Raw genomic sequence first — 22,176 nt, 5'->3', positions numbered from 1 at the left:
CCCGGTCGGGCGGCCCGCGTGTCGTGCGACCACGCTACCCGGGCCGAGCACGGTCCGACAGGGACGCGGAGCGTATGACGGCGGAGGACCCCGACCGTGCCGGTCGGGGTCCTCCGTGGTGCTGCTCGGCGGGGCGGGTCAGCCCCGGTCGGCGGGCCGGCCGCTGGTGAGGTCCTCGGCCTTGACGCCGACGCCGACGACGGTCGGCGCCCGGCGGGAGGGGTCCTCCGGGGCGCGCTGGGCGACGGTCTTCGCCTCGTGCCGGGCGCCCTCCGCGGCGGCCGCCTGGCCGGCGGTCACCTCGGCCTCGCCGGTCCGCGCCGCCGGGGCCGAGGCCCGCCGGGAGCGCCGCCGGGGCCGCACGGGCTCGACGCCCGCCTGCTCCGCGACAACCGCCGCGGCCGGGGCGGGCGCCTGCCGCTCCGTGCGCTCCTGTGCCACGGGCTCCTGGGCCGAGGCCTCCGCCGCAGCAGCGGTCCTCTCCGCGGCGTCATCCGCACCGGTGATCGTCTCGGCGGCGGCCTCCGGGGCGGCGGAGCCGGCGTCCGGCCCCCTCTGCCCGACGACCTCCGCGAGGGAGTCCAGGCTCAGCGGCCGGGCCTCGGCGGGCTCGACGACCACGGCGTGGCCCTGCGGCAGGTCGATGACCTCGCCGTTGATGGTCAGGCGCGAGCCCTGCTCGCCCGGCGCCCCCTCGGCGGGGATCTGCTCCGGGGCGGCCGGGGCGGTGTCCTCCCCCTCCTCCGGCTGCTGCTCGGCGGCGGTGTCCCCGCCCTGGCCGCGGCCGCGGCTGCGCTTGCCGCGGCGCTTCTTCCGGGAGCGCCCCGAGCCCTCGGGCCGGGACTCCGCCGGCTGGGCGGCCTCCTCGGCGCGCTCCGGCTCGTCCGCGGCCGCCTCCTCGTGGTGGGTGGCGGCGGCGATCGTCGCGAACGCCGTCCGCGCGGCCTCGGCCTTGGCCTTCTCCGCGGGATCGGCCTCGGCGGAGCGCTGCTCCGTCCGGGCGGGCTGCTGCTCGCTGCGGCCCCCGCGGCCGCGCTTGCGCTCCGTGCGGTTCGGCCGCTGGTCGCGGGACTCGCCCGTGGCGCCGCCGGAGCGGCCCTCGAGCGGGTGGTCATGGACCACCACGCCGCGGCCGGCGCAGTGCTCGCACGGCTCGGAGAACACCTCCAGCAGGCCGGTGCCCATGCGCTTGCGGGTCATCTGCACGAGGCCCAGCGAGGTCACCTCCGCCACCTGGTGCTTGGTGCGGTCCCGGCCCAGGCACTCCACCAGCCTGCGCAGCACGAGGTCCCGGTTGGACTCGAGGACCATGTCGATGAAGTCGATCACGATGATCCCGCCGATGTCCCGCAGCCGCAGCTGCCGGACGATCTCCTCGGCCGCCTCCAGGTTGTTCTTGGTGACGGTCTCCTCGAGGTTGCCCCCGGAGCCGGTGAACTTGCCGGTGTTCACGTCGACCACCGTCATCGCCTCGGTGCGGTCGATGACGAGCGAGCCGCCCGAGGGCAGGAAGACCTTGCGCTCGAGTGCCTTCTGGATCTGTTCCTCCACGCGGTAGTTCACGAACAGGTCCTCGTCCTCGTCCCACTTCTTGAGCCGGTCGAGCAGGTCCGGTGCGACGTAGGTCACGTACGCCTCGATGTTGTCCCACGCCTCGTCGCCCTGGACGACCATGGTGGTGAAGTCCTCGTTGAAGACGTCGCGCACCGTCTTGATCGTGAGGTCCGGCTCCGCGTAGAGCATCTCGGGCGCGAGCGTCCTGGTCGACCCGGCCCGCTCCTGGATCTGCTCCCACTGGGCACGCAGCCGGTTGATGTCGTGGGTGAGCTCCTGCTCGGAGGCCCCCTCGGCGGCGGTGCGCACGATGACGCCCGCCCCGTCCGGCAGACGGTCCTTGAGGATCTTCTTCAGCCGGGCGCGCTCGACGTCGGGCAGCTTCCGGGAGATCCCGGTCATCGACCCGCCCGGGACGTAGACCAGGTACCGGCCGGGCAGGGAGATCTGGCTCGTGAGCCGGGCGCCCTTGTGCCCCACCGGGTCCTTGGTGACCTGCACCAGGACCGAGTCCCCGGACTTCAGGGCGACCTCGATCCGGCGCGGCCCGCCCTCGAGCCGCGACGCGTCCCAGTTGACCTCGCCGGCGTAGAGCACGGCGTTGCGGCCCCGGCCGATGTCGATGAACGCGGCCTCCATGGACGGCAGCACGTTCTGCACCTTGCCCACGTAGACGTTGCCGATCAGGGAGTCCTGCTGGGTGTGCGAGACGAAGTGCTCGGCCAGGACGCCGTCCTCGAGGACGCCGATCTGAATCCGGTTGTCCTTCTGCCGGACCAGCATCTGCCGCTCGACCGACTCGCGGCGGGCCAGGAACTCGGCCTCGGTGATCACCTGGCGGCGGCGGCCCGTCTGGCGGGATTCGCGCCGGCGCTGCTTCTTGGCCTCGAGCCGTGTGGAGCCCTTCACGGCCACGACCTCGTCGACCGTGGCGGTCTCCGCGGCGCGGGGCGCCCGGACCCGGGTCACCGTGTTGGGCGGGTCGTCGTCGCTGCCGCCCACGAGCTCCATGTCGACCTCGCCGCGGCGGCGGCGCCGACGGCGGCGGCTGGTGGCGCTCCCGCCGGTCCCCTGGCCGGCCTCCTCGCCCTCGTCGGCGAGCTCCGCCGTGTCCGGCTCCTCGGGGCCGTCCCCCGGGTCCTCGGCGGAGGCGTTCTCCTCCTGCTGGCGGCGCCGCGCCTCCCGGCGGCGGGCGGCGCGCTGCTGAGCGGCCTCGCGCAGCTCGTCGAGGTCCGGGGCGTGGAACATCAGCGAGGTCGCCGTCACCGCGGCGGCCGGCGCCGTGCGCGGCTCCCTGTCGTCGTCGGTGTCCGCCTCGTCGTCCTCGGCGGACGGGGCGGAGTCCTGCCCGGCTCCGGCCGGCGCGTCGGCGGCCGGAGCCTGGGCCCCGGGGCCCAGGTCCTCGGTCTCGCCGGCGGGCTCGACGCCCTCGGCGGCCTCCTCGGCACCGGGCGTGCCGGGCGCGGGGTTCGCGGGCGCGGCGGCCTCCTGGGCCACCGCACCGGGGCGCTCGTCGCCGGGGACCGCGGTCCCGGGCGCGATGTCGAGGGTGTCGGTCCCCGCGGCGTCGCCGGTGGCCGGCGCGGACGGCGCGGCCTCCGACGGCTCACCGAGGACGTCGCCCGGCGTGTCGGGCCCGGCCTCCGGAACGGCGTCCGGAGCGAGTCGCGCGTCCTCCGACGGCTCCTCGGGCACGTGGCCCGAGACCTCCGGGACGGCGTCCGGCACGGCCGGCGCGTCCTCCGACGGCTCCTCGGGCCCGTGGCCCGGGGTCTCGTAAGCGGTGTCCTGCACCGTTGCCTCCGCCACCGGGAGGTCCCGGCGGGCGTCGTGCGATGTGTTCTCCTGACCAGCGTCCAGGGCGTCCTGCGCCCCGGCCTGGTTCACCTGTTCGGCATCCATATACAGCTGTGCTCCTGCCGCGGTACGCCGTCCGTACCCGGTCCCCGCAGCTGCTTGGTCGGCGTATCGCCGGTGGGGGTCCACGCGGCGGCCAGAAGTCCTGTGCGTACCCGTCGCGTCCCGCACACCTCGCGAACGGGCGGGGACGGCAGCGAGCCAGTCCGGGGCTTCGAGCCGCTGCTCACGAGGGCAACGGTCTTGGGCCGGCGGCGGACGCGCTCAATCCGATGAGAGCCGCGGGTCCTGCCGACCTGGGGTCGAAGTCCGACTGGGCCGAGATCCCGCGTACGGGCGGGCTCGACCGTGGCCAGTATCTCACAGACGCCCCGGTGCGGGCCGGATTGGCCTCGTCACGGCCCGCAACCCGCGGGCACGGGGCCGGGAGAGCCCCGGGGGCGCATCGGGGCGCATCGCCTAGGATCGGCGTGTGACCTCCACTCCGCCCACCCTCGATGACTCCCCCGCCGTGTCCCGCGGCCCGGACGCCCGCGCCGACCGGCGCTGGGGCCTCGTGGCCCTCGTGACCGGGCTCCTGGGCTTCTACGGTGCCGCCACGCTGGTGTACGAGCGGCTCCAGCTCTTCCTCGACGCCGGCCACCGCACCAGCTGCGACATCAACTCGTGGCTGTCCTGCGGCACCGTGATGCGCACGCCCCAGGCGGAGGCCTTCGGCTTCCCCAACCCCTTCATCGGCATCGTCGCCTACGCGGTCGTCGTGGCCGTGGCGCTCGCGGTGCTGGCGGGTGCCCGGTTCGCCGCCTGGTACTGGTGGGGGCTGCAGATCGGGGTGACCCTCGGCTGGGTCTTCGTGCTGTGGCTGTGGTGGCAGACCACCTTCGAGATCAACGCCCTGTGCCTGTACTGCATGCTCGTGTGGGTGATGCAGACCGTCCTGCTGGTGCACACCACGTCCCGCAACCTGCGCGGCGGGGTGCTGCCGGCGCCGGCCGGCGTGGCGCGCGGCGCCGAGCAGTGGGCGTGGTTCGTCTCCGCCGCCCTGCTCGTGCTGCTCTTCGGGACGGTCCTGGTCCGCTTCGCCGGGGTCATCTTCCCGGCCTGAGCCCGCCCGGTGCAGTGCGGCTCCGCGGGACGCGGCACGGCACCGACGAGGACGGCCTCCGCCCGTGCTGGGCGGAGGCCGTCGTCGTCGGTGCGCCCCGGGTTCCGGCGGGCTGAGGGCTCAGGCGAACCAGATGCCGATCTCGCGCTCGGCGGACTCCGGGGAGTCGGAGCCGTGCACGATGTTCTGCTGGACCTTCTCGCCCCAGTCCCGGCCGAGGTCGCCGCGGATCGTGCCCGGCGCGGCGGTGGTCGGCTCGGTGGTCCCGGCCAGGGACCGGAAGCCTTCGATCACCCGGTGGCCCTCGACGACGGCGGCCACGACCGGGCCGCTCAGCATGAACTCGACGAGCGGCTCGTAGAACGGCTTCCCCTGGTGCTCGGCGTAGTGCTGCTCCAGCACGGATCGCTCCGCGTGCAGCAGGCGCAGGTCGACGAGGCGGTAGCCCTTCGCCTCGATCCGGGCGAGCACCTCGCCGGTGAGGCCGCGGGCCACGCCGTCGGGCTTGATGAGGACGAGGGTGCGTTCCGTGGTCATGGGGGTCCTTCCGAGGTGCGGGTCCAGGATGTCGGTGCCCAGCCTAGCCGTCCGGGTGCTCCCGCTCCCACTGCGCCTGGGCGGCGTCGCGGGCGGCGTTCTCCCGGTCCAGCCGCGCCCCGGTGCGCACGGCGTACCACCAGGCGAGCACGGACAGGCCGCCCACGAAGAACATCGTGGGCAGCACGAAGCCGGTGGCCAGGAACACGGCCTGCAGGACCCAGCCGACCGTGTACCCCCAGGGCCGGCCCAGCACAGCGGGGGCCAGCCCCAGGAGCAGCGCGAGCGCGGTCCCGCCGGCCAGGATCGCCGTCCGGGCCCCGTCCCCGAGCTCCCGGCCGAGGACCCCGTAGGCGGTGAGGGCCGCGAAGAACGCGATGAACGCCTCCATGACCAGCACCGAGGAGGCAAACATCGTGCGGATCGAGCGCCGCGGCCGCGGCTGCCCGGGGCGCCGGTCGCGCTGGGCTCTGGTCATGCGTGCCACGTGGGACGGGTCCTCTCGTGCGGGGGGGGTGCGGTCGGTGCGGGGCGCGGGGCACGGTCACAGCCCCAGCAGCGTGCGGGCCTCGCCGACCACGGTGATCGAGCCCGTGACCAGCACGGCGCCGTCGAACTCCGGGCGGGCGGCGGCGTCCTGGACGGCCTCGGTCATCGCGTCGTCGAGCTGCGGGACGGCGTGGACCACGTCCTCCGGGAAGCCGAGGTCCACGGCGAGCTCCACGAGCTCCTGCGGGTCGACCGCCCGGGGCGAGGAGGACCGGGTGAACCAGAACTCGGTGTGGAACTCCTCGTACTCGTCGAGCAGGACCCGCAGCATCGCCTCGGCGTCCTTCTCCCGGAGCATCCCCACCACGAGGTTGAGCTTCCCGAACGTGAAGGCCTCCTTGAGGGCGGCCGCCGCGGCCGTGAGCCCGTGCGGGTTGTGCGCGGCGTCGAGGACCACCGGGGGCGCCTTGCGGGCCAGCTCCAGGCGTCCCGGGGACTCGACGGCGCCCAGCCCGGTGCGGACCAGCTCGGGGTTGAGCTCCTTCTCCCCACCGCCCAGGAAGGCCTCCACGGCGGCCAGGGCCAGGGCCGCGTTCTCCGCCTGGTGGGCGCCGAACAGCGGCAGCAGGACCTCGGGGTACCGCCCGGCCAGGCCCTGGAGCGTGAGCACCTGACCGCCCACGGCCGTGGCGCGGGCCTCCACGCCGAACTCGACGCCGCCGAAGCGGAACGGGACGCCGAGCTCCCGGGCCCGGGCGAGGAGCACCTCGGCGGCCTCCGGGTCCTGCGCGGCGGAGACGAGGAACCCGCCCGGCTTGAGGATCCCGGCCTTCTCGGTGGCGATCTCCCCGAGCGTGTCGCCGAGCAGGTCCGTGTGGTCGAGGTCGATCGGGGTCACCACGGACACCGCGGCGTCCGCCACGTTCGTGGCGTCCCAGGAGCCGCCGATGCCCACCTCGAGGACGACGACGTCGACCGGCGCGTCCGCGAAGACCGCGAACGCGAGCGCCGTGACGGTCTCGAAGTAGCTGAGCCGAGGCTCCCCCCGCTCGGCCAGCTCGGCGTCCACGAACCCCAGGTACGGGGCGATCTCGCCGAAGACGCGCACGAAGGTCTCGTCGTCGACGGGCGCGCCGTCCACGCTGATCCGCTCTGTGACCCGGGAGAGGTGGGGGCTGGTGTAGCGGCCCACCCGCAGGTCGTGGGCGAGCAGCAGGGCCTCCACCATCCGGGCGGTCGAGGTCTTGCCGTTCGTGCCGGTCAGGTGGATCACCGGGGCGGCGCGCTGCGGCTCCCCCAGGACCTCCATGGTCCGGTGCATCGCGTCCAGGCGCGGGGCCATCCGGTTCTCGGGGGCGCGCTCGAGCAGCCGGGCGTAGACCTCTTCGACGGTCCCCGCCCCACCGGTCCCGGCGAAGGGGGCGCTCACGCCCGCACCGCCCCGGTGCCGGCGGAGGTGCCGGCGGAGGCCCCGGTCGGGGCGCCCACGACGGACACGGCCACGGCCGGTTCGCCCACGCGCAGCTCGAGCTCGGCGGAGAGCGTCTCGCCGGCCACGAGCCCGCGGTTGGCCTCGAGGGCGGCGACCGTCCGCTCGTCGGCGGTGACGACGGTGCGGATCCGGTCGGATACCTGGAGGGCGGCGTCCTTGCGGGCCTGCTGGATCGCCCGGACCATGTCCCGGGCGGTGCCCTCGGCCTCGAGCTCGGGAGTGAGCTCGGTGTCGAGGACGAGGAAGCCGCCGCCGGGCAGGACCGCCACGGCGCGGGACCCGGCCGCGGCGTCCTGCGCCACGACGGTCTCGAGCTCGTACTCGCCCTCCTGCAGCGCCGTTCCGCCAGCGGTGACGGTGCCGTCCTCGGCCGTGCTCCAGTCCCCGGACTTCGCGGCCTTGATCACGGCCTGCACGCCCTTGCCCAGGCGGGGTCCCGCGGCGCGGGCGTTGACCTTGAGCTGCTGGGAGATGCCGAACTGCTCCGCGGAGGCCTGGTCGGCGTCGAGCAGGGTCACCGACTTGAGGTTCAGCTCGTCCGCGACGATGCGCTCGAAGGTGCCCGCGAGCTCGTCGCCCCCGGGCACCACCACGGTCATCCCGGCCAGCGGCTGGCGCACGCGCAGCTGGTGGGCCTTGCGCAGGGCGGAGCCGTTGGAGCAGATCGTGCGGGTCGTCTCCATGCGCGCCACCAGGCCGGCCTCGGCGGGGAACAGCGAGGCGTCCGGCCAGTCGGTCAGGTGCACGGAGCGCCCGGCGGTCAGCCCGCGCCAGATCTCCTCCGCAACCAGGGGCAGCAGCGGGGCGGCCACCCGGCAGACAGTCTCCAGGCAGGTGTACAGCACGTCGAAGGCGACGGTGTCCTCGTCGAAGAACCGGTCCCGGGAGCGGCGCACGTACCAGTTGGTCAGGGTGTCCATGTAGGAGCGCAGGCGCTCCGCGGCCCCGGAGACGTCGTAGCGGTCGAAGGCGTCCTGGACGTCCGTCACGAGCCGGCCGGTGGCGGCCAGCACGAAGCGGTCCATCACGTGCTCCGAGTCGTGGCGGGTCCGAGCCTCGTAGCCGGCGCCGCCGTTCGCGGCGTTCGTGTAGAGGCCGAAGAAGTGGTACACGTTCCACAGCGGCAGCATCATCTGGCGCACGCCGTCGCGGATGCTCTGCTCGGTGACCACCAGGTTCCCGCCGCGCAGGATGGGGCTGGACATCAGGAACCAGCGCATCGCGTCCGCGCCGTCCCGGTCCAGGACCTCGTTGACGTCGGGGTAGTTGCGCAGGGACTTCGACATCTTCTGCCCGTCCGAGCCCAGCACGATGCCGTGGCTGATGACGTTGCGGAACGCGGGCCGGTCGAACAGCGCGGTCGCCAGGATGTGCAGCGTGTAGAACCAGCCGCGGGTCTGGCCGATGTACTCCACGATGAAGTCGCCGGGGTTGTGGGTCTCGAACCACTCCCGGTTCTCCATGGGGTAGTGCACCTGGGCGTACGGCATCGACCCGGAGTCGAACCACACGTCCAGCACCTCGGGCACGCGCCGCATCGTGGCGGCGCCCGTCGGGTCGTCGGGGTTCGGGCGGGTCAGCTCGTCGATCCAGGGCCGGTGCAGGTCGACCTCGCCCCGGTCGTTGACGGGCAGCCGGCCGAAGTCGGCCTCCAGCTCGGCGAGGGACCCGTAGACGTCGCGGCGCGGGTGCTCGGGGTCGTCGGACTCCCACACCGGGATGGGCGTGCCCCAGTACCGGTTGCGGGAGATCGACCAGTCGCGGGCGTTCTCCAGCCACTTGCCGAACTGGCCGTCCTTGACGTTCTCCGGGATCCAGGTGATCTGCTGGTTGAGCTCGACCATCCGCTCCTTGAGCCGGGTGACCTCCACGAACCAGGAGGACACGGCGCGGTAGATGAGCGGGTTCCGGCAGCGCCAGCAGTGCGGGTACGGGTGCTCGTAGCTGGCCTCCCGGACCAGCCGGCCCTGGGCCCTGAGGTCCCGGACCACCGTGCGGGCCACGTCCTTGTCGAAGACGTTGCGCCCGGCGATCCCGGCCAGGGGCGCGCCGGGGGCGAGCCGCTCGTCCTCGAAGAGCCGGTAGAACACCCCGGACTCGTCGAGGGAGAGCACCACGGGGATGTCGTAGCGGGCGCAGACGTTCTGGTCGTCCTCGCCGTAGGCGGGCGCCTGGTGCACGAGGCCGGTGCCGTCGGTCGTGGTGACGTAGTCGGCCACGACGAACTGCCAGGACGTGCCCGTGCCGAAGCGCTCGGCGTCCGCGAAGTAGTCCCACAGCCGCTGGTAGCGCAGCCCCTCGAGGTCGGCCCCGCGGTGCCGGGCGGTCACCGCCGCGGCCGCGGCCGCCGCCGGGTCCTCGGCCTCGCCCCAGCCGAGGTCCTTCGCGTAGGCGTCCAGCAGCTCCTCGGCGACCAGGAAGCGCCGGCCCTCGAGCTCGCCAGCGCCGGGGACCACGGCGTAGACGATCTCGGGGCCCACGGCGATTGCCTGGTTGGTCGGCAGCGTCCAGGGCGTGGTGGTCCAGGCGAGGGCCTCCACCCCGGCGAGCTCGGCGGCCAGTTCGGGCCGGACCGCCCACGAGGCGTCGTCGAGCACGGGGAAGGTGACGGTCACCGTCTGGTCCTGGCGGTCCTGGTAGACGTCGTCGTCCATCCGCAGCTCGTGGTTGGACAGCGGGGTCTCGTCCTTCCAGCAGTAGGGCAGGACGCGGTAGCCGGAGTAGACGAGGCCCTTGTCGTCGAGCGCCTTGAACGCGGCGATCACGGACTCCATGTAGTCCGGGTTGAGGGTCTTGTAGTCGTTGTCGAAGTCGACCCACCGGGCCTGGCGGGTGACGTAGTCCTGCCACTCGGAGGCGTACTTCATCACGGAGGACCGGCAGGCGTCGTTGAACGCCGCCACGCCCATCCGCTCGATCTCCTGCTTGTCCGCCATCCCCAGCTGCTTCATCGCCTCGAGCTCGGCGGGCAGGCCGTGGGTGTCCCAGCCGAAGCGGCGCTCCACCCGGCGACCCCGCTGGGTCTGGTAGCGGGCCACGAGGTCCTTCACGTAGCCCGTGAGGAGGTGCCCGTAGTGCGGCAGTCCGTTGGCGAAGGGCGGGCCGTCGTAGAAGACGAACTCGTTGGAGCCGTCCCGGCCGGGGTCGCGCTGGTCCACGCTGGCCTGGAACGTGCGGTCCTGCGCCCAGTAGGCCAGGACGCGCTCCTCCACGGCGGGGAACGCGGGCGCCGCGGGGACGCCGCGGGCCGCGGGGTCGGTGGTCGCCTTGGGGTAGACGGGCTGGTCTGACACGGGGTCCATCCTCGTTCTGACGTCGGTGCTGCTCGTGCGGGTCAGGGTGCAAGGACGCTGCCGGCCGGTCGCCCGGGGCGGAACGCGGTACCACCTCGCTTGCGCCCCGGCCCCCTAGGGGACGCGGGTCGCCGCTCGTCGACTGCTGTGACGGGCTTACCCGTTCGGTTCTACTGGGGCGCGCCCCGGGACGGGGCGGGCCTGTTCTTCCGAAGGCTCCCCGGTGATGGCCGGATCGACGCCGTGATGACTGCACCCATGTTAACCCACCCGGGAGCGCGCCGAGGCTGCGGCTGCCGGCCGGCGGAGTGCGCCGGGTCGTCGGCGGCCGCGACCTCGGCGGGGGTGGGTGAGTTCGCGGGGAGGGCTACCGGCCGCGGATCAGCTTGTGCGGGGCCGCCTGGGCGACCGGCTTGATGGTCACGGTGTCGAGGTCCACGTGGTGGGGCAGGTTCACCGCGAAGGCGCACACCTGGGCGACGTCCTCGGCGGTGAGGGGCTTGTCCACGCCCGCGTAGACCTTCTCCGCGGCCTCCTGGTCCCCGCCGAGGCGGTTGAGGGAGAACTCCGGAGTGTGCACGAGGCCCGGGGCGATCTCGACGACGCGCACGTTGTGCTCGGCCTCCTCGAGCCGCAGCGCCTCCGTCATGGCCCGCTCGGCGAACTTCGCGGCGTTGTAGCCGCCGCCGCCCTCGTAGGCCCGGTGCGCGGCGAGGGACGTAAGGTTCAGGACGGTGCCCTCGCCGTTGGCGCGCAGCGCCGGGAGGAAGGCGCGGGTCAGGCGCATCGTGCCGAGCACGTTGACCTGGTACATCCACTCCCAGTCCTCGGTGCTGGCCTCGGCCACGCGGTCCGTGCCGCGGGCGCCGCCGGAGATGTTGAGCAGCGCGTCCACGCGGCCCTGCTCCTCCAGCACCTGGTCCCGGAGGGCCTCGACGTCGGCGTCCGAAGTGATGTCGCACGGCGCGGGGACGGCCCCCGTCTCGCGGGCCAGGGCCTCGAGCCGTTCGGCGCGGCGGGCCACCGCGTAGACGGTCCAGCCGGACCGGCGCAGCTCGCGCGCGGTGGCCTCGCCGATGCCGGTCGACGCGCCGGTGACGACGGCGACCCTGCCGGTGTGCGTGGTGGAGCTCTGCTGATCGGTCATGGGTCCCACGCTAGCCGGGCGCCGGGCGCCGCCCAAGCACCGGGACGTCGGGGCGCGCGCCAGGGCTCGTGAGAGACTGGTCGGCATGGCTGACAACACGCAGGGCACAGACACGCCCGGAACCGCACCGGAGACCACGCCCGAGAGCACGCTCGTGACCGTTCCCGACAAGCCCGCGCTGGAGGGCCTGGAGCAGAAGTACGCGCGCAGGTGGCGCGAGGAGGGCACCTTCGCCTTCGACGAGGACACCACGCGCGAGCAGGTCTACTCCATCGACACTCCCCCGCCGACCGCCTCGGGCTCCCTGCACGTCGGCCACATGTTCTCCTACACCCAGACGGACGTGATCGCCCGCTTCCAGCGGATGAGCGGCAAGAACGTCTTCTACCCGCTAGGCTGGGACGACAACGGCCTGCCCACCGAGCGCCGCGTGCAGAACTACTACGGCGTGCGCTGCGACCCCACGAGGCCCTACGTCGAGGACTACCGCCCGCCGGAGAAGCCCGCGAAGAACCAGCGCGACTGGGACGTGGTCTCCCGCAAGAACTTCATCGAGCTCTGCGAGGAGCTGGCGGTCGAGGACGAGTTGGTCTTCGAGCAGCTGTTCTCCACCCTGGGCCTGTCCGTGGACTGGACCCGCACCTACCGCACCATCGACGCCCGCTCCCGGGCCGTCTCCCAGCGTGCCTTCCTCCAGGACCTCGCGGCCGGCAACGCCTACATGGCCGAGGCCCCCACCCTGTGGGACGTCACCTTCCGCACCGCCGTGGCCCAGGCCGAGCTCGAGGACCGGGAGCGCGAGGGCACCTACCACCGGGTCGCCTTCCACCGTCCCGACGGCGAGCCGGTGCACATCGAGACCACCCGCCCCGAGCTGCTGCCCGCGTGCGTGGCCCTCGTGGCCCACCCGGACGACGAGCGCTACCAGCCGCTGTTCGGCACCACGGTGCGCTCCCCCCTGTTCGACGTCGAGGTCGAGGTGCGGGCACACCCGCTGGCCAAGCCGGACAAGGGCTCCGGGATCGCCATGATCTGCACCTTCGGAGACCTCACCGACGTCACGTGGTGGCGGGAGCTGGACCTCCCGACCCGGGCGCTGATCGGCCGTGACGGCCGCTTCGCGAGCGAGACGCCCGAGTGGATCGCCGCCGGCGCCCCGGCCGAGCGCTACGCCGAGGTGGCGGGCAGGACCGTGTTCTCGGCGCAGCAGGCCGTCGTGGAGATGCTCCGGGAGTCCGGGGACCTGGTGGGCGAGCCCCGGAAGGTCATGCACCCGGTGAACTTCTACGAGAAGGGCGACAAGCCGCTCGAGGTCGTCACCTCCCGCCAGTGGTACATCCGCAACGGCGGCCGCGACGCCGACCGGCGCGAGGCGCTCATCGGGCGCGGGCGCGAGATGGACTGGCACCCCGCGTTCATGCGGTCCCGGTACGAGAACTGGATCGAGGGCCTGCACGGCGACTGGCTGATCTCCCGCCAGCGCTTCTTCGGAGTGCCCTTCCCGGTCTGGTACCGGCTCGACGGCGACGGCAACCCGGACTACGACGACCCCGTCCTGCCCGCCCTCGACCAGCTGCCCGTGGACCCGGCCGCCGACCCGGCCCCCGGCTTCGACGAGACCCAGCGGGACCAGCCGCACGGCTTCACCGGCGACCCGGACGTGCTCGACACCTGGGCGACGTCCTCGCTGTCGCCCCAGATCGCCACCGGCTGGGCGTTCGACGAGCGGCTGCACGCCAACACCTTCCCGATGGACCTCCGGCCCCAGGGCCACGACATCATCCGCACCTGGCTGTTCTCCACGGTGGTGCGCTCCGAGTCGCTGGCCGGCACGGTGCCCTGGACCAACACCGCGCTCTCCGGGTGGATCCTCGACCCGGACCGCAAGAAGATGTCCAAGTCCAAGGGCAACGTGGTGGTCCCCACCGAGGTGCTCGAGAACTACGGGGCCGACGCGGTGCGCTACTGGGCCGCCTCCGCCCGCCTGGGCGCGGACACCGCCTACGACGAGGGACAGATGAAGATCGGCCGCCGGCTGGCCATCAAGCTGCTCAATGCCTCGAAGTTCGTCCTCGCCCAGGGCGTCACCGAGGCCTCCGTGCTCGGCGCCGGGGCGTCCGCGGACGTCGTGACCGACGCGGTGGACCGTGCGCTGCTCGCCCAGCTGGCCACAGTCGTGGAGCGCGCCGGCCAGGCGTTCCGGGACTACGAGTACGCCCGGGCCCTGCAGCTCACCGAGCAGTTCTTCTGGACCTTCACCGACGACTACGTCGAGCTCGTGAAGGACCGGGCCTACGGGGCCCGCGGGGCGGCCGCGCAGGCGTCCGTGCACGCCGCGCTCGCCACGACCCTCGATGCGTTGCTGCGCCTGTTCGCCCCCGTCCTGCCGTTCGCCACGGACGAGGTCTGGTCCTGGTGGCGCACCGGCTCCGTGCACCGGGCCTCGTGGCCGGGCGTCGAGGGCTTCGCGGAGGCGGTGACCGACGCCGACCCGGAGGTGCTCACGACCGTGGGCGAGGCCCTCTCGGGGCTGCGCAAGGCCAAGTCCGAGGCCAAGGTCAAGCAGCGCACCGAGGTGCGCTCGGCGACCATCACAGCCGCCGCCGAGGACGTCGCCCGCCTCGAGGCGGGCCTGGGCGACCTCAAGGCCGCGGGCAACGCCGCCGAGCTCGTGCTCGTCGCCGGGCCCGAGGGCCTCGCCGTGCGCGACGTCGAGCTGGTCCCCGCGGAGGAGCCGGCCCGGTAGCGCCGCCCCCGGCACGCAGCACGAGGGCCCGGCCGCCGCGGCGGCCGGGCCCTCGTGCGTCCGGGCCCTCCAGCGTCCGGGATCCCGGACCCGCCGGGGACCGGTCAGGAGAAGTCGGGGCCCTGCTCCCGCCCGCGCTTGAGCTCGTAGAATCCCGGGTAGGAGGCCAGGGCCAGGGACCCGTCCCAGATCCGCGCGGCGTCCTCGCCCGTGGGGGCGGGGGTGAAGACGGGGCCGAAGAAGCCGACGCCGTTGACCGCGATGCACGGCGTGCCGACGTCCTCGCCGGCAACGGCCTGGGCGGCCTCCGTGGAGGCGCGCAGCGCGTCGTCGAACTCGTCGGAGTCCTTGGCCGCCGCGAGCTCCGCCGGCAGACCGGTCTCCTCGAGCGACTCGCGGATGATCTGCTCCAGGTCCTCCACCCCTCCGGGGTGGCGCCGGGTGCCCATGGCGTCGTAGAGCTTCTTCAGGTACTCGTCGCCGTGCTCGCGCGCCGCCGCCTCGACCACCCGCACCAGCCACATCGACTTCTCCCGGCCGCGGTGGTGGTTGTCGGGGTTGTCCTCGTTAAGGATGCCAAGCGAGATGATCCGCCAGTCGACCTCGACGTCGCGCAGCCGCTCGACCTCCTCCATCCATCGGGAAGTCATCCAGGCCCAGGGGCACAGGGGGTCGAACCAGAACTCCACCTTGTCCGTCATCAGGTTCCTCTCGTCAGGGCGTCCGCCGGAAGTGGCGGACGCGTCACCGAGTAGAAGCCACGGCTCAGGCGGTTTTGTTCCGGTTCTGCTCCTCGCGGATCATCTCGTGGGTGATGATCTCCGGCTCGGCCTGCTTGGCCACGGCCTCGGCGGTGACCAGCACAGCGGCGATGTCCTCCCGGCTGGGGAGCTCGAACATGACGGGCTGGAGCACGTCCTCGAGGATGGCTCGCAGCCCCCGGGCGCCCGTGCCCCGCTGGATCGCGAGCTCGGCGACGGCAGTCAGCGCCTCGGGGTCGAACGTCAGCTCGACGCCGTCCAGCTGGAACATCTTCTTGTACTGCTTCACGAGCGCGTTGCGCGGCTCGGTGAGGATGCGGGTGAGGTCGGCCACCGACAGCTCGCGCAGCGTGGTCACCACCGGCAGGCGGCCGATCAGCTCGGGGATCAGGCCGAACTTCAGCAGGTCCTCCGGCATGACGTCGGCCATCACCTCGTGGCGCGGCCCGCTCTGCTTGAGCTCCGCGCCGAAGCCGATGCTCGTCCGGCCCGCCCGGGAGTCCACGATGTCCTCGAGCCCGGCGAAGGCTCCGGCCACGACGAACAGCACGTTGGTGGTGTCGATCTGGATGAACTCCTGCTGCGGGTGCTTGCGCCCGCCCTGCGGGGGCACCGAGGCCACGGTGCCCTCGAGGATCTTCAGCAGCGCCTGCTGCACGCCCTCGCCGGAGACGTCGCGGGTGATCGAGGGGTTCTCGGACTTGCGGGAGATCTTGTCGATCTCGTCGATGTAGATGATCCCCGTCTCGGCCCGCTTGACGTCGTAGTCCGCGGCCTGGATGAGCTTGAGCAGGATGTTCTCGACGTCCTCGCCGACGTAGCCGGCCTCCGTGAGGGACGTGGCGTCCGCCACCGCGAAGGGCACGTCGAGCTTGCGGGCCAGGGACTGGGCCAGGTACGTCTTGCCGGAGCCGGTGGGGCCGACCAGCAGGATGTTGGACTTGGCGATCTCGACGTCCTCGTCACCGGCCGCCGTGGCCAGGGACAGGGGCTTGCCGTTCTCGCCGGCCCGGACCCGCTTGTAGTGGTTGTACACGGCCACGGCCAGCGCCCGCTTGGCGGTCTCCTGGCCGATCACGTACTGGTGGAGGTGCTGGTAGATCTCGTGGGGCGTGGGGAGCTCCTGCTGCTCGAGGTCCTTGACCTCGCTCAGCTCCTCCTCGATGATCTCATTGCACAGCTCGATGCACTCGTCGCAGATGTAGACGCGCGGGCCCGCGATGAGCTTGCGGACCTGCTTCTGGCTCTTGCCGCAGAAGGAGCACTTGAGCAGATCCGCGGTCTCGCCGATGCGCGCCATGAAACAGTCCTCTGGTCGGGGTACGGGAATCCTCGTCCAGGATAGGCGAGGACCGGGTCCCGCCCCAACACCAGGGCGCCCCGGTGCGCCGCGACCGGTCGGGTCGCGGCGCACCGGGGCGCTGCCGGTGGGCTGCGGCGGGTCGCCCGGGTCAGGAGGTGACGGTCGCGGGCTTGTGGATCTTCCGGGACTCCAGGACGTGGTCCACGATCCCGTACTCCTTGGCGGCGGACGCGGTGAGGATCTTGTCGCGCTCGATGTCCCGGTTGACCTCCTCGGCGGTCTTGCCGGAGTGCAGGGCCAGGGTCTCCTCCAGCCACTCGCGCATGCGCATGATCTCGTTGGCCTGGATCTCGATGTCCGAGGCCTGGCCTCCGCCCTGACCGGACATGGCCGGCTGGTGGATGAGCACGCGGGCGTTCGGCAGGGCCAGGCGCTTGCCGGGGGTGCCGCCGGCGAGCAGGACGGCCGCCGCGGACGCGGCCTGTCCGAGGCACACGGTCTGGACCTCGGGGCGGATGAACTGCATGGTGTCGTAGATCGCGGTCATCGCGGTGAACGACCCGCCCGGGGAGTTGATGTACATCGTGATGTCCCGGTCGGCGTCCTGCGCCTCGAGCACGAGCAGCTGCGCCATGACGTCGTCGGCCGAGGCGTCGTCGACCTGGACGCCCAGGAAGATGATCCGGTCCTCGAACAGCTTGGTGTAGGGGTTCTGCCGGCGGTACCCGTAGGGGGTGCGCTCCTCGAAGTCGGGGAGCACGTAGCGGCTGGTGGGCAGGGCGGCCGCGGAACCGGCCGTGGACGAAGGTCCGTGGGTGAAGGTCATGGTTGAGTTCCTCGGAAGTCTGGAAGAGCGTGCCTGATGACGTGGTGGGACCGCCGAGGTCCTACTCCTGGTCCTTCATGGTCCCGCCGCCGCCGGTCATGGAGCCGGCCGAGCTGGCGATGTGGTCGAAGAAGCCGTACTCGAGGCCGCGCTGGGCGTCGAACCAGTTGTCGCGGTCGTTGTCCCGGAGGATCGTCTCCAGGGACTGCCCGGTCTGCTCGGCGGTGAGTTCCGCGAGGCGCTGCTTCATCGACAGGATCAGCTCGGCCTGCACCCGGATGTCCGAGGCGGTGCCGCCCATGCCGCCGGAGGGCTGGTGCATGAGGATCCGGGCGTTCGGGGTGGAGTAGCGCTTGCCCTTGGTGCCCGAGGACAGCAGGAACTGGCCCATCGACGCGGCCAGGCCGGTGGCCACGGTCACCACGTCGTTCGGGATGAGCTGCATGGTGTCGTAGATCGCCATGCCCGCGGTGACGGAGCCGCCCGGGGAGTTGATGTACAGGAAGATGTCCGCCTGGGGGTCCTCGGCCGAGAGCAGCAGCATCTGCGAGCAGATGAGGTTCGCGTTGTCGTCGCGCACCTCGGAGCCCAGCCAGATGATGCGCTCCTTGAGCAGCCGGTTGTAGACGTAGTCGTCCTGGCCACCCACGGGGCCGCCGCCCTGCAGGCGCGGTCCGGTGGAGGTTGCGTGGGTCGAGCCGAACGGCGACTCGTGAGCGGAGGTCATGTAACAGTGCCTCTTTCGTCCGTGTGGTCCGGTGATCTCTGAACAGAACACTAGTGCCCGCCCCGGGTCCCGGCCGGTCCCCGTCCGGGTTGTTCGCTGATGGCGCATGGTCGGGGACGCACCCGCCGCACACGACGACGCCGCCGTCCCGGGCGGGACGGCGGCGTCGTCGGGAGCGGTGTCAGGACGTCACTTGGCGGAGTCCGGGGAGTCGGCCGACTCGGCCGACTCCGGGGAGTTCGCGGACTCGGACGAGTCCGCGAACTCCTCCTCGGTGCCGGGGGTCGGGGCCGCGGTGGTCTCCTCGGGCTCGACCTCCCCGGCAGGCTCCCCCGCCTGCTCCTCGCCCTGCGGGCGCACGAACTCGGAGAGGTCCACCGTGTTGCCCTCGGTGTCGGTGACCGTCGCGTACTCCAGCACCTTGGCCAGGGCCTTGCGGCGGCGCACCTCGCCCACCATCAGGCCGGCCTGGCCCGAGGAGTCGAGCAGCTGGGCGAACTGGTTCGGGTCCATGCCGTACTGCTGGGACATGTTGATGATGTAGTCGATCAGCTCGGACTGCTCGACGCCGATCTCCTCGGCCTCGGCGACCGCGTCCAGCACGATCTCGTTGCGGAACGCGTCCTCGGCGTTCTTCTGCACCTCGGCCCGGTGGTCCGCGGTGTCGTGGTCCGCCTCGGCCTGCGGGTTGTCGAAGTGCTGGGCGATCTGCTCGTCGATCACGGCCTGCGGCACGGGAATCTCCACGAGGGCCAGCAGCTTCTCCAGGACCTTGTCGCGGGCCTCGACGCCCTGCTCCACCACGGTGCCCTCGGCGGCCTGCTTCTTCAGGTCCTCCTTGAGCTCCTCGATGGTGTCGAACTCGGAAGCCAGCTGGGCGAACTCGTCGTCGGCCTCGGGCAGCTCGCGCTCCTTGACCGCGGTGACCTTGACCTTGACGACGGCGTCCTCGCCGCTGTGCTCGCCCCCGGCGAGCTTGGTCTCGAAGGTGGCGTCCTCGTCGGCGGACAGACCGGTGATGGCCTCGTCCATGCCCTCGAGCATCGTGCCGGCGCCCACCTGGTAGGACAGGTCGTTGGCGGCGTCGACCTCCTCGCCGTCGACCAGTGCCTGCAGGTCGAGGGTGACGAAGTCGCCCTCGACGGCGGGACGGTTCACGGTCTTGAGGGTGCCGAAGCGCCCGCGCAGCTCGTCGAGGGCCTTCTGCTCGTCCTCGGCGGAGGCCTCGCGGGCCTCCACCTCGACCTCGAGGCCCTTGTAGTCGGGCAGCTCGATCTCGGGACGCACGGCCACGTCGATCTCGACCTTGACGTCGGCCTCACGGTCCGTCTCGTCCGGCTTGGCGAGGACCTCGACCTGGGGCTGGGTCAGCGGGGTGATCTCGTTCTCCGCCAGCGCCTGCTGGAAGAAGGTGTTCAGGCCCTCGTTGAGCGCGTTCTCGACGACGAAGTCGAAGCCCACGCGCTGCTCGATCAGCCGCGCCGGAACCTTGCCGCGGCGGAAGCCGGGGACCTGGATCTGATTGGCGAGCGAGGTGTAGGTCTGGTCGATGAACGGCTTCAGTTCCGCGAACGGGACGTCCACCACGATCTTGACCTGGGTGGGGTTGAGTTTCTCGACGGCGCTCTTCACTTCCGCTGCACTCCTGAGTGGTAGGTCGGTTGGGTCTTCCGGTGCCGCTCTCCGGCCCGGGACAGTCGGGAAGGCGGCTGCCCGGCAGGACCGGGCAGCCGCTCCAACGTCGGGGCGACAGGACTCGAACCTGCGATCTCCTGCTCCCAAAGCAGGCGCGCTAGCCACTACGCTACGCCCCGGTACCTGCAGCCTCGGCTGCAACGACTGCGGTCCGGTGCACGAGCACGGACCACCGGCGAGTCTACCGGCTGGGCGGACGGGGCCGCACCTCGGCCCGCCGGACCCCGCTCCGCACGGGCCGCCGGCGTTCTGCCGGCCGCGCTCCACGGGTGCGCCGAGGCCCCGGGATTTGACACCGCGCGCGCCGGGCCGGTTAATGGGAAGGCCTCGACAGAGCGCTCCGCGGGGATGTAGCTCAATGGTAGAGCCTCAGTCTTCCAAACTGATTACGCGGGTTCGATTCCCGTCATCCCCTCTCCGTGCACGAACGCCCCGGTCCCGCTGGACCGGGGCGTTCGTCGTTCCGCCAGTACCTCGGCCCGGCTCCCGGCGCGTCTCAGCGGCGCAGCCCGACCACCCGCCACACCGCGCCCAGGTCCGCGTGCACGGGACGCAGCCCGTGCTCCTGCAGGACGGCGAGCATGGCCGCCGGGGAGTGCACGTAGGTGCGGAAGGGCGTCCCGGCGGCGCGGAGGCCGAGGTTCTCCAGGGCGGCCAGCGCCCGCAGGAGGCGGTGCCCGGGCGGGTGGCTGAACACGAGCCGGCGCGTGGCACGGTCCGCGGCGGCGCCCAGGAGCCGTTCGTGGTCGGGGTAGCAGCACACGACCCGGTGCAGCACCACGACGTCGTGCGGGGCGACCGCCTCCGGGTCCGTCGCGATGTCGAGCTGCCGGCGCACCACGCGGCCGGACACCCCGGCGGCGGCGGCCAGCTCCGCGGCCTCGGCCTCGTAGGAGTCCACGAGCTCCAGGTTCGTGGTCCGCGCGGCGCCCCGGCGCAGCAGCTCGAGCTGGATCCCGCCCACGGCGCCGCCGATCTCCAGCACGCTGGCCCCCTCGACGCCCTGGGCGGCAAGGAACTCCACCACTCGCCGGGAGGCACGGTCAAGGCCCCGGCGCGGTCAGCGCTGGCAGGAAGGGCACCAGTAGAGCGTGCGCCCCTCCAGCTCCCCCGCCGCCACGGGCGTCCCGCACCGGCGGCACGGCAGGCCCTGGCGCTTGTAGACGAGGTGGGCGTGCCCGGGCCACGCCTGCGCCTCCGAGATCCCCGGGCGGTCCGCGGCGTCGGTCGTCAGGATCCGGCCCAGCCGCACGCCCGTGCGCATGAGAGCCGCGTTCTCCGCCCACAGCTCCAGCAGCACCGGCTCGTCGAGGGCGCGCCCCGGCGTCATCGGGTCCAGTCCGCGGCGGAACAGGGACTCCGCCCGGAAGATGTTGCCCACCCCGGCCACCACGGCCTGGTCCATGAGCAGCGCGCCCACCGGGCGGCGGCTGCGCCGCACGGCGGCCACGAACGGCGCGGGGGCCGCGTGCGGGTCGAGCGGGTCCGGGCCCAGCCGCGCCCGGGCCGCCTCGGCCTCGGCGGAGCTCTCCAGCACGCACAGCGTCGGCCCGCGCAGATCGGCCCAGCCCTCGTCCCCGACCAGCCGCACGCGCACCGCCCCCACGGGGGCCGGCGGCAGCAGCGGGCCGGCGGGGGCGGCGTCGTCGTCGTCGTGCGCCTCCCGCTCCCCGATCCGGCGCGGGGCCCCGATGGAGGAGGCGCCGCGGAAGTGATCGGTGCCGCCGAAGCTCCACGCGCCGTAGAGGCCGAGGTGCGAGCGCAGCACCCGGTCCCCGGCGAAGTCGAGGAACAGCTGCTTGCCGTGGGCCCGCGCCCCGTCGAGCACGGCGCCGTCCAGGGCGTGCGCACCGGCGGCGAAGCGCCCCTGCGGGGAGCTCACGGCCAGGGCCTGTCCCACGAAGCAGTCGGCGAACTGGCGGGCGAGGCGGTGGACCGAGTGGCCCTCCGGCACTCAGGCCTCCCGGGCGGCCGGGAACTCGCGCGGGCGCAGGTCCTCGAGCCTGCCCGCGACGGTGCCGGTGGACTCGTACTCGCCGATCTGCGCGATCCGGCGCTCGTGGCGCTCCTCGCCGGAGAAGGGCTCCGCGAGGAACGCCCGGACGATCGCCAGCGCCTCCTCCTGAGGGTGCTGGCGCCCACCGACCGCCACGACCTGGGCGTCGTTGTGCTGGCGCGCGAGCCGGGCGGTGTCCAGGTTCCAGGCCAGGGCGGCACGGATGCCCTCGACCTTGTTGGCGGCGATCTGCTCGCCGTTGCCCGATCCGCCCAGGACGATCCCGAGGGAGTCGAGCCCCGCCTCCCGGTCCGCCCGGACGGCGCGCGCGGCGCTGATGCAGAACGCGGGGTAGTCGTCGAGCGCGTCGTACTCGGCGGGGCCGTGGTCGACGAGGTCGTAGCCGGCGGCGACGAGCTCCTCGACCAGGTAGCGGGAGAGGTCCAGGCCGGCGTGGTCGGTGGCGATGTGGACGCGCATGGGCGGCGTGCTCCTGGGGTTCGCGGGAACGGGGCGGGATCGAGGCGCAGGGCCCGCGCGAGCGGACCGGCCGCCCTCCAGCGTAGTGCGTGCCGCGCACACCGCAGGGCCTCCCCGGGCGGCCGGGACCCGGCTGACATAATGGGACGATCCCCTGCGGCCCACCGG

General features: G+C 72.8%; 15 protein-coding genes, 2 tRNA genes and 1 pseudogene. 3 read left to right on the top strand and 15 right to left on the bottom strand.

Annotated elements, in window-relative coordinates:
- Positions 1-138 precede the first annotated feature (138 nt).
- The gene (locus tag RF647_RS05005) at positions 139-3,456 is read right to left on the bottom strand and encodes an Rne/Rng family ribonuclease (protein WP_368810766.1); all 3,318 of its coding nucleotides are present in this window, start codon (positions 3,454-3,456) and stop codon (positions 139-141) included.
- 427 nt (positions 3,457-3,883) lie between these two features.
- On the opposite strand from RF647_RS05005, the gene RF647_RS05000 reads away from it, so the two are divergent.
- Positions 3,884-4,516: a vitamin K epoxide reductase family protein gene (locus RF647_RS05000; RefSeq protein ID WP_368810765.1), complete on the top strand. Its 633-nt coding sequence runs from the start codon at positions 3,884-3,886 to the stop codon at positions 4,514-4,516.
- Positions 4,517-4,636: 120 nt separating this feature from the next.
- On the opposite strand, the gene ndk is transcribed toward RF647_RS05000, so the two are convergent.
- The 5 genes from ndk to RF647_RS04975 all read right to left on the bottom strand — a co-directional run bounded on the left by ndk (position 4,637) and on the right by RF647_RS04975 (position 11,474).
- Positions 4,637-5,053 (bottom strand): nucleoside-diphosphate kinase, encoded by a 417-nt coding sequence (ndk, locus tag RF647_RS04995; RefSeq protein WP_368810764.1) that lies wholly within the window; start codon positions 5,051-5,053, stop codon positions 4,637-4,639.
- A gap of 43 nt (positions 5,054-5,096) precedes the next feature.
- Positions 5,097-5,531, bottom strand: coding sequence for a DUF4233 domain-containing protein (locus RF647_RS04990; RefSeq protein ID WP_176337635.1), 435 nt, complete (start codon positions 5,529-5,531; stop codon positions 5,097-5,099).
- A 66-nt stretch (positions 5,532-5,597) separates the two neighbouring features.
- A complete protein-coding gene (locus RF647_RS04985) occupies positions 5,598-6,971 on the bottom strand; it encodes a folylpolyglutamate synthase/dihydrofolate synthase family protein (RefSeq protein WP_368810763.1) in 1,374 nt (457 codons plus the stop codon).
- Complete coding sequence (gene ileS, locus RF647_RS04980; RefSeq protein WP_368810762.1) at positions 6,968-10,336, bottom strand: isoleucine--tRNA ligase; 3,369 nt, start codon at positions 10,334-10,336, stop codon at positions 6,968-6,970. Before ileS ends, RF647_RS04985 begins: the two co-directional genes overlap by 4 nt.
- Positions 10,337-10,694: 358 nt before the next feature.
- Positions 10,695-11,474 (bottom strand): SDR family oxidoreductase, encoded by a 780-nt coding sequence (locus RF647_RS04975; protein WP_368810761.1) that lies wholly within the window; start codon positions 11,472-11,474, stop codon positions 10,695-10,697.
- Positions 11,475-11,559: 85 nt separating this feature from the next.
- Between RF647_RS04975 and valS the strand changes: the two genes are divergently transcribed.
- Positions 11,560-14,220 carry a valine--tRNA ligase gene (gene valS, locus RF647_RS04970; protein ID WP_368810760.1) on the top strand — a complete coding sequence of 887 codons (2,661 nt, stop codon included), beginning with the start codon at positions 11,560-11,562 and terminating at the stop codon, positions 14,218-14,220.
- 104 nt (positions 14,221-14,324) lie between these two features.
- On the opposite strand, the gene RF647_RS04965 is transcribed toward valS, so the two are convergent.
- The 6 genes from RF647_RS04965 to RF647_RS04940 form a co-directional block, all read right to left on the bottom strand.
- A complete protein-coding gene (locus tag RF647_RS04965) occupies positions 14,325-14,921 on the bottom strand; it encodes a DsbA family protein (protein ID WP_133410796.1) in 597 nt (198 codons plus the stop codon).
- A gap of 64 nt (positions 14,922-14,985) precedes the next feature.
- Positions 14,986-16,281 carry an ATP-dependent Clp protease ATP-binding subunit ClpX gene (clpX, locus tag RF647_RS04960; RefSeq protein ID WP_017834586.1) on the bottom strand — a complete coding sequence of 432 codons (1,296 nt, stop codon included), beginning with the start codon at positions 16,279-16,281 and terminating at the stop codon, positions 14,986-14,988.
- A gap of 151 nt (positions 16,282-16,432) precedes the next feature.
- Positions 16,433-17,110 (bottom strand): ATP-dependent Clp protease proteolytic subunit, encoded by a 678-nt coding sequence (locus RF647_RS04955; protein ID WP_017834585.1) that lies wholly within the window; start codon positions 17,108-17,110, stop codon positions 16,433-16,435.
- A gap of 61 nt (positions 17,111-17,171) precedes the next feature.
- Complete coding sequence (locus tag RF647_RS04950) at positions 17,172-17,837, bottom strand: ATP-dependent Clp protease proteolytic subunit (protein WP_368810759.1); 666 nt, start codon at positions 17,835-17,837, stop codon at positions 17,172-17,174.
- Positions 17,838-18,026: 189 nt separating this feature from the next.
- Entirely contained in the window at positions 18,027-19,469 is a 1,443-nt protein-coding gene (gene tig, locus RF647_RS04945) for a trigger factor (protein WP_368810758.1), read from the bottom strand.
- Between the two features lie 109 nt (positions 19,470-19,578).
- A tRNA-Pro gene (locus tag RF647_RS04940) sits at positions 19,579-19,651 on the bottom strand.
- A 225-nt stretch (positions 19,652-19,876) separates the two neighbouring features.
- Between RF647_RS04940 and RF647_RS04935 the strand changes: the two genes are divergently transcribed.
- Positions 19,877-19,947: transfer RNA gene (locus tag RF647_RS04935), tRNA-Gly, on the top strand.
- A gap of 81 nt (positions 19,948-20,028) precedes the next feature.
- On the opposite strand, the pseudogene RF647_RS04930 reads toward RF647_RS04935, so the two are convergent.
- The 3 genes and pseudogenes from RF647_RS04930 to RF647_RS04920 form a co-directional block, all read right to left on the bottom strand.
- Positions 20,029-20,565: pseudogene (locus RF647_RS04930) on the bottom strand (methyltransferase domain-containing protein); the annotation flags it as partial.
- Between the two features lie 27 nt (positions 20,566-20,592).
- Positions 20,593-21,486 (bottom strand): Fpg/Nei family DNA glycosylase, encoded by an 894-nt coding sequence (locus RF647_RS04925; protein ID WP_368810757.1) that lies wholly within the window; start codon positions 21,484-21,486, stop codon positions 20,593-20,595.
- The gene (locus RF647_RS04920; RefSeq protein ID WP_368810756.1) at positions 21,487-22,008 is read right to left on the bottom strand and encodes a ribose-5-phosphate isomerase; all 522 of its coding nucleotides are present in this window, start codon (positions 22,006-22,008) and stop codon (positions 21,487-21,489) included.
- Positions 22,009-22,176: the final 168 nt, after the last annotated feature.

The sequence above is a fragment of the Kocuria sp. CPCC 205263 genome (assembly GCF_040981075.1).
GTDB lineage: Bacteria > Actinomycetota > Actinomycetes > Actinomycetales > Micrococcaceae > Kocuria > Kocuria rosea.
The sequence above is the reverse complement of the archived record's forward strand: the minus strand, read 5'-3'. Positions and strand labels throughout refer to the sequence as shown.